At 67.0% G+C, this 14,618-nt stretch carries 20 protein-coding genes and 1 pseudogene; 7 read left to right on the top strand and 14 right to left on the bottom strand.

The genetic code is table 11. The features are described from left to right. The first annotated feature begins 126 nt into the window (after positions 1-126). Both AX730_RS12240 and AX730_RS12235 read left to right on the top strand, forming a co-directional pair. Positions 127-495: a DUF423 domain-containing protein gene (locus tag AX730_RS12240; RefSeq protein ID WP_062356837.1), complete on the top strand. Its 369-nt coding sequence runs from the start codon at positions 127-129 to the stop codon at positions 493-495. A 4-nt stretch (positions 496-499) separates the two neighbouring features. Continuing rightward, the gene (locus AX730_RS12235; RefSeq protein ID WP_062356836.1) at positions 500-1,174 is read left to right on the top strand and encodes a DNA-3-methyladenine glycosylase family protein; all 675 of its coding nucleotides are present in this window, start codon (positions 500-502) and stop codon (positions 1,172-1,174) included. Between the two features lie 7 nt (positions 1,175-1,181). Here the strand turns inward: AX730_RS12235 and AX730_RS18895 are convergent, their stop codons facing one another. Genes AX730_RS18895 through AX730_RS19475 form a run of 9 tightly spaced genes read right to left on the bottom strand, consistent with a single transcriptional unit; the run spans position 1,182 to position 5,664 of the window. Then, on the bottom strand, positions 1,182-1,751 hold the full coding sequence (locus AX730_RS18895; protein ID WP_157074225.1) for a hypothetical protein: 570 nt from the start codon (positions 1,749-1,751) through the stop codon (positions 1,182-1,184). A gap of 44 nt (positions 1,752-1,795) precedes the next feature. Beyond that, complete coding sequence (locus AX730_RS12225; RefSeq protein ID WP_062356830.1) at positions 1,796-2,623, bottom strand: M15 family metallopeptidase; 828 nt, start codon at positions 2,621-2,623, stop codon at positions 1,796-1,798. 9 nt (positions 2,624-2,632) lie between these two features. Next, positions 2,633-3,178: a PH domain-containing protein gene (locus tag AX730_RS12220; protein ID WP_062356827.1), complete on the bottom strand. Its 546-nt coding sequence runs from the start codon at positions 3,176-3,178 to the stop codon at positions 2,633-2,635. A 7-nt stretch (positions 3,179-3,185) separates the two neighbouring features. Further along, complete coding sequence (locus AX730_RS12215; RefSeq protein WP_062356826.1) at positions 3,186-3,986, bottom strand: alpha/beta hydrolase; 801 nt, start codon at positions 3,984-3,986, stop codon at positions 3,186-3,188. A 10-nt stretch (positions 3,987-3,996) separates the two neighbouring features. Next, on the bottom strand, positions 3,997-4,176 hold the full coding sequence (locus AX730_RS12210) for a DUF4177 domain-containing protein (RefSeq protein WP_062356823.1): 180 nt from the start codon (positions 4,174-4,176) through the stop codon (positions 3,997-3,999). Beyond that, positions 4,173-4,370 (bottom strand): type II toxin-antitoxin system antitoxin, encoded by a 198-nt coding sequence (locus AX730_RS12205; RefSeq protein WP_062356820.1) that lies wholly within the window; start codon positions 4,368-4,370, stop codon positions 4,173-4,175. The genes AX730_RS12210 and AX730_RS12205 overlap by 4 nt, the downstream gene beginning before the upstream one ends. After that, positions 4,367-4,642: a hypothetical protein gene (locus AX730_RS12200; protein ID WP_062356817.1), complete on the bottom strand. Its 276-nt coding sequence runs from the start codon at positions 4,640-4,642 to the stop codon at positions 4,367-4,369. Before AX730_RS12200 ends, AX730_RS12205 begins: the two co-directional genes overlap by 4 nt. Before the next feature lie 14 nt (positions 4,643-4,656). Then, the gene (locus tag AX730_RS12195) at positions 4,657-5,520 is read right to left on the bottom strand and encodes an SPFH domain-containing protein (protein WP_062356814.1); all 864 of its coding nucleotides are present in this window, start codon (positions 5,518-5,520) and stop codon (positions 4,657-4,659) included. Positions 5,521-5,541: 21 nt separating this feature from the next. Continuing rightward, positions 5,542-5,664: a hypothetical protein gene (locus AX730_RS19475; protein ID WP_269746995.1), complete on the bottom strand. Its 123-nt coding sequence runs from the start codon at positions 5,662-5,664 to the stop codon at positions 5,542-5,544. 126 nt (positions 5,665-5,790) lie between these two features. On the opposite strand from AX730_RS19475, the gene purT reads away from it, so the two are divergent. Genes purT through AX730_RS12180 form a run of 3 tightly spaced genes read left to right on the top strand, consistent with a single transcriptional unit; the run spans position 5,791 to position 9,269 of the window. Then, positions 5,791-6,975 (top strand): formate-dependent phosphoribosylglycinamide formyltransferase, encoded by a 1,185-nt coding sequence (gene purT, locus AX730_RS12190; protein WP_062356812.1) that lies wholly within the window; start codon positions 5,791-5,793, stop codon positions 6,973-6,975. Positions 6,976-7,002: 27 nt separating this feature from the next. Continuing rightward, on the top strand, positions 7,003-7,305 hold the full coding sequence (locus AX730_RS12185; protein ID WP_062356810.1) for a hypothetical protein: 303 nt from the start codon (positions 7,003-7,005) through the stop codon (positions 7,303-7,305). Between the two features lie 56 nt (positions 7,306-7,361). Beyond that, complete coding sequence (locus tag AX730_RS12180) at positions 7,362-9,269, top strand: HEAT repeat domain-containing protein (RefSeq protein WP_062356808.1); 1,908 nt, start codon at positions 7,362-7,364, stop codon at positions 9,267-9,269. A 51-nt stretch (positions 9,270-9,320) separates the two neighbouring features. Here AX730_RS12180 and AX730_RS12175 read toward each other — a convergent pair whose 3' ends face one another. From AX730_RS12175 to AX730_RS12160, 4 genes are all read right to left on the bottom strand, one after another. Next, positions 9,321-10,520 (bottom strand): endonuclease/exonuclease/phosphatase family protein, encoded by a 1,200-nt coding sequence (locus tag AX730_RS12175; protein ID WP_062356805.1) that lies wholly within the window; start codon positions 10,518-10,520, stop codon positions 9,321-9,323. 96 nt (positions 10,521-10,616) lie between these two features. Then, complete coding sequence (locus AX730_RS12170) at positions 10,617-10,991, bottom strand: hypothetical protein (protein WP_062356802.1); 375 nt, start codon at positions 10,989-10,991, stop codon at positions 10,617-10,619. Between the two features lie 135 nt (positions 10,992-11,126). Next, positions 11,127-11,849: an arginyltransferase gene (locus tag AX730_RS12165; RefSeq protein WP_062356799.1), complete on the bottom strand. Its 723-nt coding sequence runs from the start codon at positions 11,847-11,849 to the stop codon at positions 11,127-11,129. A 1-nt stretch (position 11,850) separates the two neighbouring features. Further along, positions 11,851-12,435 (bottom strand): hypothetical protein, encoded by a 585-nt coding sequence (locus AX730_RS12160; protein ID WP_062356796.1) that lies wholly within the window; start codon positions 12,433-12,435, stop codon positions 11,851-11,853. Positions 12,436-12,579: 144 nt separating this feature from the next. On the opposite strand from AX730_RS12160, the pseudogene AX730_RS12155 reads away from it, so the two are divergent. Both AX730_RS12155 and AX730_RS19570 read left to right on the top strand, forming a co-directional pair. After that, positions 12,580-13,197, top strand: a pseudogene (locus AX730_RS12155) (hypothetical protein); the annotation flags it as partial. After that, positions 13,195-13,302: a hypothetical protein gene (locus AX730_RS19570; RefSeq protein ID WP_407071489.1), complete on the top strand. Its 108-nt coding sequence runs from the start codon at positions 13,195-13,197 to the stop codon at positions 13,300-13,302. The pseudogene AX730_RS12155 and the gene AX730_RS19570, both read left to right, overlap by 3 nt. Positions 13,303-13,347: 45 nt before the next feature. Here the strand turns inward: AX730_RS19570 and AX730_RS12150 are convergent, their stop codons facing one another. After that, on the bottom strand, positions 13,348-14,562 hold the full coding sequence (locus tag AX730_RS12150) for an RNA polymerase sigma factor (protein WP_062356790.1): 1,215 nt from the start codon (positions 14,560-14,562) through the stop codon (positions 13,348-13,350). Between the last annotated feature and the right edge of the window lie 56 nt (positions 14,563-14,618).

The raw sequence follows: 14,618 nt of genomic DNA, 5'->3' as shown, positions 1-14,618 counted from the left end.
CCTGATGCCAGGTACCACGCCAACGCGCCGCTTCATGCGGCGCGTTGCGTTTGGCGGGAACCCGTCCGCACCGTTTTCCCCAGCCACTGGCAGGATGCCGGTCTTCAGACGAGGTCTGCAGTGCCCATGAATTACGACCGGCGCCAACGCAAGCCATCACTCCTGGCCCTTTCCGGTGCATTGCTGGCGGCCGCCTCCGTTGGCTTGTCTGCTTATGCATCGCATGGCGCGGCGGACAGCCAGGCGCAGTCGAATCTGCAGACCGCCGCGTTGTTCGCCTTCGGGCACGGCCTGGCATTGGCCGCGCTGGCGGCGGGCACGGCGCGCCGCATGGGCAAGGGGGCGCTATCGCTGCTGCTGTTGGGAACGTTGTTGTTTTCCGGCAGCCTGGTTGGCGGGGCGCTGTGGGGCGTGAGCACGCGATTGGCGCCGGCCGGTGGCGTCACCCTGATGCTCGGCTGGGTGCTGTGGGCCGTCGACGCCGTCCGGCGCTGACACCGTGCCCCGGCACACGCGCGGCTTCGATACCGAGCAGGCGTGGGACCACCTGAGACGGCGTGACCGCAGGCTGGGCGCGTGGATGAAGCGGATCGGCTACATCGAGCCGCAACCCAGCTGGAAGAAGACCTTCGATCCGGTCGATGCACTGGCCAGGGCGATCCTTTACCAGCAACTGAGCGGCAAGGCGGCGGGCACCATCGTCGGTCGCGTCGAAACCGCCATTGCCAGCGCGCGCCTCCACTTCGACACCCTGGACCGCATCGACGACGCGGCGCTACGCGCCTGCGGCGTGTCCGGCAACAAGACGCTGGCGCTGCGCGATCTGGCGGCGCGCGAGCGGCGTGGCGAGATCCCCACGCTGCGGCAGATGTCGACGATGCACGAGGACGCGATCGTCGCCGCGCTGGTCCCGGTGCGGGGGATCGGCCGCTGGACGGTGGAGATGATGCTGATGTTCCGCCTCGGCCGCCCGGATGTGCTGCCGATCGACGATCTCGGCGTGCGCAAGGGCGCGCAGTTCGTCGACAAGCTCGATGCCATGCCGACGCCGAAGGAACTGGCGTCGCGCGGCGAGACGTGGGGGCCTTACCGCACGTATGCGGCGCAGTACCTGTGGCGCATCGCGGACTTCGGTACCGAAGCCAAAACCGCGACGAAGCGTTCGCAGGATTGACGCAGCGCTAGGTGTCGTTGGCCTTCGGTGCGAACAAGGGGTCTTCGCTGAGCGAGCGTTTCAGCGTCGGTGGATTGCGCTTCCAGTCCCTGACGAAGCGATGGTAACGGTATGTCGCCGTCATCGCGCGGAAGTAGAAAATGGCGAACAGCAGGCCGAGCACAAGTCCGGAAGGTCTACCCGTCTCCGCCATGATCAGGATCTTCGACAGAACGAAGTAGGCCAGCATGAGCGTGGCGGCGGTTCGGCTGCGTTTGTAGATGCCGAAGGCGAGCATCGCGATCAGGCCGACATCGACCAGATTCCACGCGCCATCTCCCACCCCATTGCCACCGGATGCCATTGCGATCACGGTCAACAGCAACGTTATCGCTCCCGACACGCAGGCGGCGACCCAGCCGTGTTTGATTGGTCGCGCGATATCATCCGGTACGTCCCGCTCCGATGACACCGCGACCTCGGCAATTAGCGCGATAGGGCTTTCATAAGGATTGGGTGCGTTCAAGGTGTCCTTCCCGAGTGCTTCAAGCGCGAAAGGAACAGCGTAACGCCGCAGCCTGAGCTGCGTAGTCGCCATTCAAAGTTCCCCGGGCCAAGCGTGGCTTCGTCGCGACCGCGCCGTCAAGCAAGGGTTGTCCGTCCGAACCGCCAGTGCCACGGCTCGTAAACGATGCCGTGTGGATTGTCGCGCGGGTAACTCATGACGAAGCCGAAATCGATGGCATGGCGGGTGAGCCATGCGAAGGCCTTCGTTTTTTCGAATGATTCTTCGGCTGGTGGCTCGCCCGGCGTGCCGATATCGAGCGCACGTCCGCCATGATGTTCGCTGTAGCCGGGCGCGGCGTTGACGGTGAGGATCTCTTCGACCGTCTGCCCGCGCGCCAGCTTGCGGGTAAAGATGCCGAGCTGATAGTCGTGGCTGCGGTAGCCGGAGATCGCTTCAAGGACGATGCCTTCCCTGTAAGCCGCGCGCTGCATGACAAGCCAGGCGCGTGCGGCAGCGGAGGTCAGCCACAACGGCCTGCGATAGCGGTCGCGTCCGGCGAACGCCAGCGCGGCCGGCTCGGCGACCAGTGCCAGGCCGCTGCGCTCGCCGTACGTGTCGTCCAGCCCGAGTTCGTCCAGTCGCTCCTGCAATGCGTGCAATGGCAACGTGCCTTGCGCTTCCGCATCGAAGCCGCGGGTGGCGCCCTCGAGCCGATCCAGCGCATCCCACGCGTCATCGATCCCGGGTTCGCGTGACAGGCCAGGTACGAGTGGGTGAATCGCGTGCGCCGACACGGCCGCGAGGTAACGGCCATCCTGCTTGCGGCGCAGGACCGTATGCGAGCCGGCAAGCGCGCGTGCATCGGCATTGCTGCGCACGCGCAATACATCGGCGGGCCACAGTTCGATCTGCGCGGTGTTGAGCAGCAGTGTCTTCAGGGCTCGGGCGGGCAGGCGGCGCATGCCCGCAGCTTAGCGATGCGGCGTGGCGACCGCCAGTTCGCGCAGTCGAGCCAGGACGTCGGCGGGACGTGCCGGACTCAGCAGCACCAGCCCGCCATCGCGCAAGGGCAGGGTGAGTACGCGGGTGCGATCGGTGACGAGGCAGAACGCCTTGCCCAGGTTGCGCAGTCGAAAGTGGCCCGCCTTGAAGCCCGGCAGGCTGAAACCGTTGGTCTTCAGCATCGGCGCAAGATCGGTGTGCTCCTCCAGGCTCAACACGCGTGCCTTGCCGAGGTCGATCGCTTCCACCGACAGTTTTTTCGTATAGAACGTTGCGAGCACCTGCAGCTCACGGTTGTCCAGTACGATCCGGCGGCGTCGCAGGGCGAGGGTCAACACGGTACCGATTGCGAGCACGAACGGCACCGCGAGCCACGCGGCCAATGATGGTGCCGTGCGCGAGCCTACCGTCATCGCCAGGATGACACCGCCTGTCGCAAGCAGCATCGGCAGCCACAACCACCAGACGGTGTGGCTGGGCAATGGCGCGAGGTCGAATTCCTGTTTCTGCTGCATGGCGCTCCTACGATGCCTCGATGGAAGGTGTGCAGGCCGGGGTGGCGGCCGTGTCGTCCAATAGCCGCCGGGTCTCATCGGCCAGCCGCTGCCATTGGGTCTGTCGCGGCACGCGGGCGAACCCATCCCCGGGTTGGAACCCATAGTCGCCGAACTGCGAATGGTTGCCGCCGGCGATCTCGACCCAATGCGTTGCCGGTGGCAGCAGGTGACGGTTGCGTGCGACCCGCTCGGGCGTGGCCAGGCCATCGCGGTCCGCCACGAGTTTGGTGACGGGCAGTGTCAGCGCGGACAGGTCCACGTCACGCGGGTGCGAGGTGCCGACGAGCAACAGGGCCGCGACGCCGTCGGGATGGGCGAGGACGTAACGCGATGCCACCTCGCCACCACGGGAATGTCCGCCGATGACCCAGCAATGCACCTCAGGCATGGCCGCCATGGCGTTGCGGCCGCGCTGCAGGACGGGTGATCCTTCGGCGCCGCCAAGCGCACCGCGTCGCGGCAATTCGACCACGGCGACGGGATAGCCTGCGTCGGCCGCATGGCGTGCCAGCCGGGCATAGGCGCGCGGGTCGACCAGCGCGCCGGAAAAGAACAGCAGCCCGACCGTGCGTGTGGGCGAGGCGCGTGGCTCAAACACCCAGCGATCATTGCCATGCACAACGTCGACGCGATCATCAGGCAGCGACGCGCTTAAGCCGTCCGCGTTCGCACGGTAGGCGACCAGACACCAGAGGATGAACACGGCCGTGGCCGCCAGTCCCAGCGTGATCCAGACGCGCTTGATCCGCTTGATGAGTCCCGCCATCGGCCGAGTCTCAGGCGGGCTTCTTGAAAAACAGGCGCACCGAAACCTCGTGTTCGATGAAGAGCGTGCTGACCAGTTCCCAGCCCTGCGCACTCATCCTGTCCAGATCCTGCTGGATGCGGTCGGTGAGCTTGCCGGCGAACATCCTGTACGGGACTTCGATGACCTTGTGGCTCCAGCGATGATTCATGGCGATTCCTTGTCCCCGGTTCCCAAGGCGCTACCTTTGGGTAGTCGCCCGGCCTTCCGCAGCGCGTCGCGCAACACGTATTCGATCTGTGCGTTCAGCGAACGCAGTTCGTCGTCCGACCATCGCTGCACCGCCGCCAGCACGTCAGCGCTGATACGCAGCGGATAGGCTTTCTTATCCTGCTTCTCGCTCACCGCGGCGTCCCGTTGCGGCGCAGCTGCAGCACCATCGACACGATCAGTGCGTTCACCAGCACGACCATGGCGATCACGATGCCGTGCACCCAGCCGTCACGGTCCGCTGCCCAGTACGTGCCAACCGCACCTGCCTGGATGGTCAGGCCGATCAGCACCCAGTGCAGCGCCATGCCGCGCGAGCGATGATCCGGGGCGCGGCTCACCCACGCGCCAATCAGCAGCGAGGGCAGGCCGGAAACGGCGAGGATCAGCGGAACGAGGGCATGCATGCCGGCGTGCCGCGTCAGTAGATGGAGCCGGTGTTGACGATGGGTTGGGTGCCGCGCTCGCCGCACAGCACGACCAGCAGGTTGCTGACCATCTGCGCCTTGCGCTCCTCGTCCAGCTTCACCACGTCGTTCTTCTGCAACTCGGCCAGCGCCATCTCCACCATGCCGACCGCGCCGGCGACGATGCGCGTTCGCGCGGCGATCACCGCGTTGGCCTGCTGGCGCTGCAGCATGGCCTGCGCGATCTCGGGGGCGTAGGCGAGGTGGCTGATGCGCGCTTCGATCACGTCCACGCCGGCCTTGCCCAAGCGTTCTGCGATCTGTTCCTGCAGGTGCTGCGAAATCTCCTGCGGATGGCTGCGCAGGGCGATCTGGCCTTCCTCGTGCTGGTCATACGGGTAGCTGGACGCCATTGCGCGCAGCGCGGCCTCGGACTGGATGTGCACGAAGCTCTCGTAGTCGTCGACGTTGAACACGGCTTCGGCCGAGTCGACCACCTGCCACACGATCACCGCAGCGATCTCGATCGGGCTGCCGTCCAGCTCGTTGACCTTCAGGCGGCTGCTCTCGAAGTTGCGGATGCGCAGCGACACCTTGCGCTTGCTCAGGAAAGGGTTGTTCCAGCGCAGGCCGTTGTCCTTCACCGTGCCGACGTACTTGCCGAACAGGCTGAGCACGGCGGACTGGTTGGGTTCCAGCTTGTACAGGCCTGCCAACAGGAACATGAGCACGAAGCCGAGCAAGGCGGCCACGCCCATGTAAGCGGGCTGCTTGTCCGCCGCGCCCGTGATGAAGAGGGCGATGACCCCCAGGCCCAGTACCAGCAGGCCCAGCAGGCTTGGAATTCCGGGCAACGACGACGTGGCGTTCTCTTTCATGGTCTTGGTCTCAGGACGGGATCACAGCAACGACAGGCCGGCGCCCGCGGCGAGCAGGGCGGCGGAGAGGACGAGCAGGGTGGGGGCCACGCGGTGCGCCTGGGATGGCCAGCGGCGCTGGATCTGGTGGATCACGTGGAGCATGGGGTTCCCCTTGGCCGGCTTGCGATAGATGGAAAGATATCAATTTGATATCAATTGTCAACGAGCCCCGGGGCCGTCCGTCGGCGGGCCCGCTACACTGGCGCCCCCTTTCCCGGACGCCCTCGCATGACCACCCTTGGAACCCCGTTGTCTCCCCATGCCACTCGCGTGCTGCTGCTGGGGTCGGGCGAACTGGGCAAGGAAGTGGCCATCGAACTGCAGCGCCTGGGTGTGGAAGTCATCGCCGCCGACCGCTACGCGGACGCGCCGGCGATGCAGGTCGCCCATCGTTCGCACGTGCTGGACATGCTGGACCCGGCCGCGATCCGCGCACTGATCGCCAGCGAGCAGCCGCACCTGGTGGTGCCGGAGATCGAGGCGATCCACACCGAAACCCTGGTAGCGCTGGAGGCGGAGGGCGCCGCGCGCGTCATTCCCACCGCGCGCGCCGCACGGCTGACGATGGACCGCGAGGGCATCCGCCGGCTGGCCGCGGAAACGCTGGCCCTCCCCACGTCGCCGTACCGCTTCGTCGATACGCGCGAGGAGTACCGCGAGGCGGTGCAGGCGATCGGCCTGCCGTGCGTGGTGAAACCGGTGATGTCGTCCTCCGGCAAGGGCCAGAGCACGCTGCGCAGCGAGGCCCACATCGATGCGGCGTGGGACTACGCGCAGACCGGCGGCCGCGCCGGCGCGGGCCGCTGCATCGTCGAAGGCTTCATCGACTTCGATTACGAGATCACCTTGCTCACCGTGCGTCATGCCGGTGGCACTTCATTCTGCGATCCCATCGGCCACTGGCAGAAGGACGGCGATTACCGCGAAAGCTGGCAGCCGCAGCCGATGTCGCCGCGTGCGCTGGAGCGTGCGCAGCAGATCGCGGGCGCGGTCACCGATGACCTCGGCGGCTGGGGCCTGTTCGGCGTGGAGCTGTTCGTGAAAGGCGACGAGGTATGGTTCAGCGAAGTCTCGCCGCGGCCGCACGACACGGGGCTGGTCACGCTGGTGTCGCAGGAGCTGTCGGAATTCGCACTGCATGCGCGCGCCATCCTCGGCCTGCCGATCCCGGTAATCCGTCAGAGCGGTCCATCGGCGTCCTGCGCGATGCTGGCCCACGGTCACGGCGTGCCGGTGTTCGGCAATGTCGAAGGCGCGCTGGTCACGCCGGATACCGCCCTGCGCCTGTTCGGCAAGCCGCGCGTGGAAGGCCATCGCCGTGTCGGCGTCACGCTGGCGCGTGCGCAGGACACCGACACCGCACGCGCGGTGGCGCGCGACGCGGCCGCGGCCATCACCATCGACCTGGCATGAGGCGCGCGGCATGAACGGAGCGACGCCATGAATGGCAATACCGGCTACGCCGTCTTCTTCTTCCCGCAGGCGCTGGAAGCGCTGGGCGAGGCGATCAAGCCCTACCTGACCGACCAGCCCGATGGCCCGCACATCTTCTGCAAGGAGATCGACACCGGCGGCGCCTTCACCGAGATGACGCTGGTCGGGAAGAACGCGGAGGGCCACGACGTGCAGGTGGAACTGATGGTCCCCGGCAGCATGATCCGGATGATCGTGTCGGCGCAGAACGAATCGCTGTTCGGCTTCGGACCGCGCGCGTCGGCGGTGGGGACGCAGGTCGGAACCTAGGGGCTGCCTTGCCGGCAGCGGTTTGCATGCAGGGGGCGCGTCGCAGGGAGAGGGACATGCGCTGGACGATCGGATGCTTGGTCTTGTTGTTGGTTCCCGCGCATGCCGTGGAGCCGCAGGCATCTGCGGCGTGTGGTTCTGTCGATGCCTGCGTGCAACAACTGCGGCTTCTCGCGAAGCAGGACCGCGATTTCGGTTCGTCGATGGCGCCTGCCGAAAGTCGCCTGTTGAAAGCCATGCGGCTGCAACCGGGTGCCACCGGCGCGCTGGTGCAGCTGCTGGAGGATCCCGACGAGAACGTCGCCAACCTTGCGGCGGCGGGGCTTCGCGACGTCAAGGTGATCGATCCTGTGTACTTTCCGCAGATCGTCCGCGGCCTGGATCGGGGATTGGGCTGGCTCGCGCCGGCACTTGGCCGCATCGACACGTCGGAGGCCGCCGACGAGGCGGTGGCCCGGCTGCTCGTGTCGGAGGATGCGCCAGCGAACCAGGAGGCGTACGCGGCCAGGTTGTCCGGGCGGCGCGCGGTGCCTGCCATCGTCGCGCACGCTGCCTGCCGGCGTTCGTGCGATGAGAAAACGCATTGGATACTCGGCGCGGTGCTGGCGGACATGGATCCGGAGGCCCGGCGTGATGCAGCTTCCGGGTTGTTGGACATCGCGGTCGTCGCGGCGGAACCCTTGGCGCGCAAGGTGCTGGGCATGATCGACGGGCTGGGCGAAGCCGGGGCCGTCCTGGAGCCGGGACTGACTGAGCTGGCGCAGCAACGGCCATCGTTGCAGCCCCATGTGGACATGGCGTTGGTCGGCATCCGCTCATCACGGACCGGTGCCATCTTTGCGCGGCGGCTGCAGGACCAGCCGCATGTGCTCACGCTGAGGGACCTTGCTGAAACCGGCAGTGCGGGCTTCGCCGCCGGCGATGTCGTGACCGGCCTCCTGGACCATGGCGATGCGGAGATCCGCGTTGCGGCAGCGCGCGCCCTGGGGTTCATCGGATACGCACCTGCGGCCGCAGCGCTGGCGGGAAAGCTGGACGATCCCATCGATGCCCGGTTGTCCTGGGTCGCGGCGGAGTCACTGGGGCGACTTCGTGCGTCATCGGCGATGCCCGCGCTCGAACGGATCGCGGCGTCGCATTGGTACACGCCCGTTCGCGAGGCTGCCGGCAGTGCGTTGCGCCACATCCGTGAAGGAACGGCTTACCGGCTCAAGTTCCACGAGAAGAATTTTCCATTGGAATTCTTCGCTTACCAGCACATCCAGGGAGAGCGGGCTGCTTGCCTGAAGTATGCCGAGCGTGAGCAGCGGGAGCCGGCGGACAGGAAGCTCTATGCGCGCACGGCACAAGCAGCGCTTTCCAGGTTGTCCTATGCCACCACCGTGGTGAGCTTCGGTCCCGCAGAGTCTCCTGGCGACAACGTCGACCAGAAGGATGTCGGCGTGATCAGGGTGACGCCGGACAACATGGTGGAACATCGCCGGACGGTATCGCAGACGCCGAGCGTCGCGCTGCGCACCGAGCAGGGTTGGCTGGTCGGCGGCGATCGCGGGGAATGGGGCGGCGAACTCGTGTTCATTGGCGACGATGGACGCCGCCAGACGCTCCTGGAGCAGAACGTCGAGGACATCTATGCATTCGGCGGTCGCTATGTGGCGACCGTGGGTCTCGCCCACATGCTGTCCAGCGATGGCGAGGTCGTCGAGATATCCCTGCTGCCCGACGGGGCCTGGCGTGCGGACACCTGGCGTGTGTTGCCGGGGGCTCCGTCGATGTCGTATCTCACCCGACAAGGCGAGTTGCTGGTGGCGACCGTCGGTGGCACGGGTCTGGTTGTTTCACCGGACGGCCGCATGCGGGAGGCCGTGTGCACGCGGACCTATGACACATCCCGTGCCGATCGTGCGACGCGCGAAGCCCAGGCAGCTGCAGATGAGGCCGCACGTGAGGGCGCATCGGAGTAGTGCGGGATACCCGTAGCGCCGTGCGCTGGTGCTGGTCGCCTCGGCGACGACTCAGAGAGTAAGGTCCACCCACACCAGGTGATGGTCGCTGCCGTCGGCGATGGCGGCGTCCGGCTGGTCTTTCTTCGGCCAGAACACGCCACTGCCGGTCAGGCCGAAACCCGTGGACGGCAGCACGTAATCCAGCCGCAGCGCGCCGTTGCGGCGGCCGAAATCGCCGGTGACATGCGCAGGCGCACCGCGGCGCTCCAGTCCCTTGGCGGCGTAGGCCAGTGCGGTCTCTTCGCCGCCGTCGCTGCGCGGCGTGGCCATGCGCATGACGCGCGGGTGTTCCAGCAGTTCGATGATGGCCTCGTGCTGGCCGTCGCCATCGGCGGGGTCGTTGTTCAGATCGCCGGCGATGACGAAGCGCGCATCGGCTGGCAGGCCGCCGCAGCGGCCCTGGTCGTCGCAAAGCCAGGGCGCGTCGCCCGGCGTCAGGTACTCGCGCCACAGGCCGATCTCGTCGGCATTACGCAGGCCGTTGCGGTTTTCCGGCCCGTCGAACACGGGAGGCGTGGGATGCGAGACGAGGAAATGCACCACGCCGCCCGGCGTGCGCACCGGCACGTCCCAGTGCGACTTGGAGGACAGGCGCAGCTGCTTCCAGGTCGCGTCGGGATAGAACGCTTCGCGCGTGGTCGGGTCCACGGGATTGGTGGCGCCGGGCAGCGTGCTCCAGCGCAGCAACTGAAAGGTACGCACCCTGGCTTCGTCAATGGGGAAGCGCGACAGCACGAGCATGCCGTACTGGCCAGGATGCAGGCCGTAGCCCCAGGCGTCGTTGCCACGCTCGCGGCCGCGGGTGCCGACCGATCCGTTGCGATCCAGGTCCAGACCGCTGGGAACGCCGGTGTTCACCGGGGCGAGATAGCGATACGGGTACCGCAGCGGTTCGCCGCCGCCGGGTTGGGCAACGTCGAGATAGCGCTGCTGGAACAGGTCGGCGGCGCGGTGCGCGTCGTCGTAGTCGAACTCGTTGAGCAGCACCAGGTCGGGTCGCACCTTCTGCAGCACGGCCGCGATCTTGCGCGCGTGCGCGCTGTCGCCCTCCAACTGCCCGATCACGCCGCCCGTGTCGTCGGAGAACAGTGAGGTGTTGTAGGTGGCCACGCGGAGCGGCACGGTCTGCCGGCTGGCGGGCTCATCCATCTTTGCGGGCGAGCTGCAGGCGGCCAGGGTCATGGTGAGCAGGAGGAAGAGGGTGCGCATGCGCGGATTCTGTCATGCCGCTGTGACAGGCGTAAAAAAAGCGCCCCGGAGAACCGGGGCGCCGCAGGCCAAACGACGGGTTGGCCCGGTGGAACGTCAGAACGTGCAACCCATGGCGGCGTACGCGGTCTTGGCCTGGTCCATCGCGGTCTTGCACTGCGCGGCCAGCGCCGTCTTGTCGGTCAGGGCCGACCACCCGGCCTTCGACTGTTCGATGCCCTGCTTCATCATCTCGCGCTGGGCTTCCGGCACCTTGTCGGCGATGCAGGCGTAGACCTTTTCCAGATACTGGTCGCACTCGGCAACGCCGGTGCCGGCTTCGACCGTGTCCGACGTGGTGGCGACGGCACCTGGAGTGGCAGGCGTTTCGACCACCGGGGCATCGGCGACGCGCGCGGCGTCATCGGCAGGCTTGCAGGCGGCGAGCGCCAGGACGGTCAGCGCCGCGAGGGCAAGAATGTTGAACTTCATGAAAGCTCCAGACGATTGAATGGATGTTGCAGGTCCGTCGCACAGCTGCGCCGGTGGCACATTTTGTGCACTCAATCACGAAGTTGCTATTCACATTTACGTCTCACACTTGTCGTGCCGACGCAGCGCCATGGCTCACCCTTCTGTACGAACCCAACAACGCCCGTCGAAACATTCCAGCGGGGCGAAACGACGCTTGTAATCCATCTTGCGATGGCCATCGATCCAGTAGCCGAGATACAGGTGCGCGTAGCCGTCGCGTCGCGCCCATTCGATCTGGCGCAGGATCGCCAACGTGCCCAGGCTGCGTGTTTCAAGTGCGGGATCGTAGAAGGTGTAGACCGCCGACAATGCGCCGGGGATGACGTCGGTCACTGCGACCGCCAGCAATTGCCCATCCTCGCGCAATTCCACGAAGCGTCCACGTGACCAACTGCCCACGAGGAACTGGTCGAACTCGGTCGCGCCGTGGTTATCCATGCCGCCGAGCGGATGCCGTGCCGCCAGATAGCGACGATAGAGCGCCAGGTGCTCCTCGTCGCGCAAGGCAGCGACGATCCTCGTCTCCACGCGCGCGTTGCGCGATGCGCAGCGACGCTGGCTGCGGTCGGGTGCGAAGTCGGCCACCGGGATCCGCACGGCGACACAGGCGCGGCATTGGCGGCAGTGCGGCCGGTAGACGATGTCGCCGGAACGGCGGAAGCCCCAGCCCAGCGCATCCGGATACAGCTGGGACAGGCGGGGGTCGCGCGGATCCAGCACCAGATCGCGTGCGACACGATCGGGCCAGTAGCCACACGGATGTTCGCCGGTATGGAACAGGCGCAGATCGTCGATGGGGTGCGTGTTCTCGCCCACGTCAGCCCGTCCAGCGCGTGGCCAGGGGCCAGAACGCGAGGCCCGCCAGTGCGCCGACCACCGCACCGGCGACCAGGTCGCGATGCGTATGCCGCTGCAGCGCGAGACGCGACCAGGCCACCGCGGCGGCGAACATCAACGCCGCGAGCATCCACACCGTACCGAGTTCGCGCAACAGGCACGCCGCGAAGACGACGAACGCCAGATGCAGCGACAGCTTGCACCAGCGAGCCGTCAGCATCGCGACCAGGATCATCGCAGCGGACAGCGCAAGTCCCAGCGCGAACAGCGGCTGTCCGCCGTGCCACGCGACCAGCACGGCGCCGGTGGTGAGGGCGACCAGCAGGAAACGGTTCAATGCGCTGCGCTCATGCGTCGCACTGGCATCCACATGGTGCCAGCGGCCACGGCGCACCTGCCACCACGAGTAGCCCATCACCAGCGCGGCGAATGCGCTGAAGCCCACTGCCGACCATGCGGCCGTCCGCGCATCGCCCTGGGCCAACGCGATCGCCAGCACTGCCATCGGCAGCACCAGCATCGGATGGCCGAAGATCGACAGGGCACGGGCGAGCGGAAGTGACATGCGGCCAGCATACTGCGGCGGCGCCGTCGCGGGGATCGCGACCGTCCGTTTGCTGAACACGTCCGTCCGCGCGTCAACCGGCACGGTGCAGGCGCGTTTTCCGTGTCAGTGGCGCACATGGCGCCGCGTCTTCAGGAGAACACGATGAACCGCAAGACCCTGCTTTTCGTGGCCGTGCTGGCCGCCCTCGGTGCCGGTTCCGCGCTGGCCGCTACACAAGCGGGTGACGTGCAGAAGCCCGCGCGCACCAGCCTCGACAAGAACAATGACGGCGTCATCGACAAGGCCGAGGCCACCGCGCATCCGCGCCTGGCAGAACGCTTCGCAGCGCTGGACAATAATGGCGACGGCAAGCTGACCGCCGACGAGCGTCCGCAGCACAAGGGCATGCGTGGCCATGGCCGCAAGGGCGGCTCGCGCCACGGCGATGGCTTCAACAAGCTGGACACCGATGGGGATGGCAAGATCAGCCGCGCCGAAGCCGCCGCGCAACCGCGTTTCGCCGAGCGTTTCGACACCATGGATGCGAACAAGGATGGCGTGATCGATCGTGCCGACCGTGAAGCACGCGGCAAGCAGCGCCGAGACGAGTGGTTCGCCAAGGCCGATGCCGACAAGGACGGCAAGTTGACCCGTGCCGAGATCGACCAGGCCGAGGTCGCGCGCCGGGCGGAGTTCCAGCAGCGCATGCAGGCCCGTGCCGACGAGCGTTTCGCGTCCGCGGATGCGAACAAGGATGGCCGCCTGTCCCGTGATGAAGTGAAGGACAAGGGTCGCTTCGCCGAGCGCTTCGACGCACTCGATACCAACAAGGACGGGTTCCTGTCCAGGGATGAGCTGGCGGCAGGCAAGGCAAGCCGCCGTTGATGCACACGCACGCACCCGCTCAGGCGGGTGCGTGTTGCGGCATCTTCAGAGTTCGAATCGGCCTGACTGCAGCAGTGCGAACAGGATGGCCGCGATGGCGAGTGCGCTGCTGAGCACCACCGCCTTCCGACCGATCACATAGTCGTAGCCGCGCCGGCGTCTCGCATTGGCCGGATGCGCAAGAATGGGAGCCATGATGCGGGGCAAGGTGACCAGGTATTGGTAGTTGATCACGCACATGCCCACGACGGTGATCGCGACGATGGTCTGCCAGCCGGGTGCGAGCACCGTTGCCAGCATCAGGCAGAACAGCCAGGCCGCGCCGCTGGTGGCGTTCAGCGCCATGAAGCGACGCACCTGTACCCGTTGCTGCGCGGTCTGGCAGAAGCGCGCGAGGTACCACCAGGTGAAGGCGTAACCGATCAGGCCAGCGACGATGCCGCCGATCGCACCCCCCAACGCGCCCGGGTGCTGCGTCACCTGTTCGAAGATGACACCCAGCGAGCCGCCGGCCACGCCGCCGGTGACGCCCCCGGTGGTCATGCCGCCGGTGCCGAGCTTCCCTGCCAGCCCCGTGCCCAACACGCCGGAGCCGATGACGGTCGCTGCACTGGCCGCCGGCATCGCGCCGACCAGCCCACCCAGCACGATCATGGTGAAGGCGGCCGCCGGCGCAGTGGCGCGCGCGAATTCGCCGAAACGCTGCAGCAGTTCGTCGCGCACCATGGCGCGGGCGCGCGACAGGCGCTTGCGCACCGCCGCGTCGCTCAGGCCCAGCAGGTCGGCGACCTGCTGCGAACTCTGGCCTTCGCGATAGAACAGCAGCAACGTCTCCCGGCTGTCTTCCGGCAGCGACGAGATGATCTCGGTGGCGACGAGTTCCTCTTCCGTCTGCAGCAGTCGCTCGTCGGGCGAGGGGCCCGGGTCGGCGGCCATGCCGATGGCGATCTCCGCCACCTGGCCCGACATGGGCCGGCCATGCTGCGCGCGCAACCAGTCGCGGGCGAGGTTGCGGGTGATCTGGCGTAACCACGGCAGGAAGCTGGCGCTGTTCTTCAGCCGGTCCAGCTGCTGCCAGGCCTTCAGGAACGCCTCCTGCGCGATGTCCTCGCTCGCCTGCACGTCGCGGGTGATGGCGAGGGCGATGGCAGTCACCGTGTTCTGGCAGGCGTGGACGATGCGGCCGTAGGCTTCCTGGCTGCCGCGCGTGGCGGCGGGCAGTTCGGTCTGCAGCATCATGTCGAGGGCGATCGCAGTCATGGCATCGGCATCATCGGGTGGTTTGATGAACCAGACGGCCCAATGCGGCGGATGTG

This window comes from Pseudoxanthomonas mexicana (assembly GCF_001556105.1).
GTDB lineage: Bacteria > Pseudomonadota > Gammaproteobacteria > Xanthomonadales > Xanthomonadaceae > Pseudoxanthomonas_A > Pseudoxanthomonas_A mexicana_A.
This window is presented reverse-complemented; position numbering and strand designations above follow the sequence as displayed.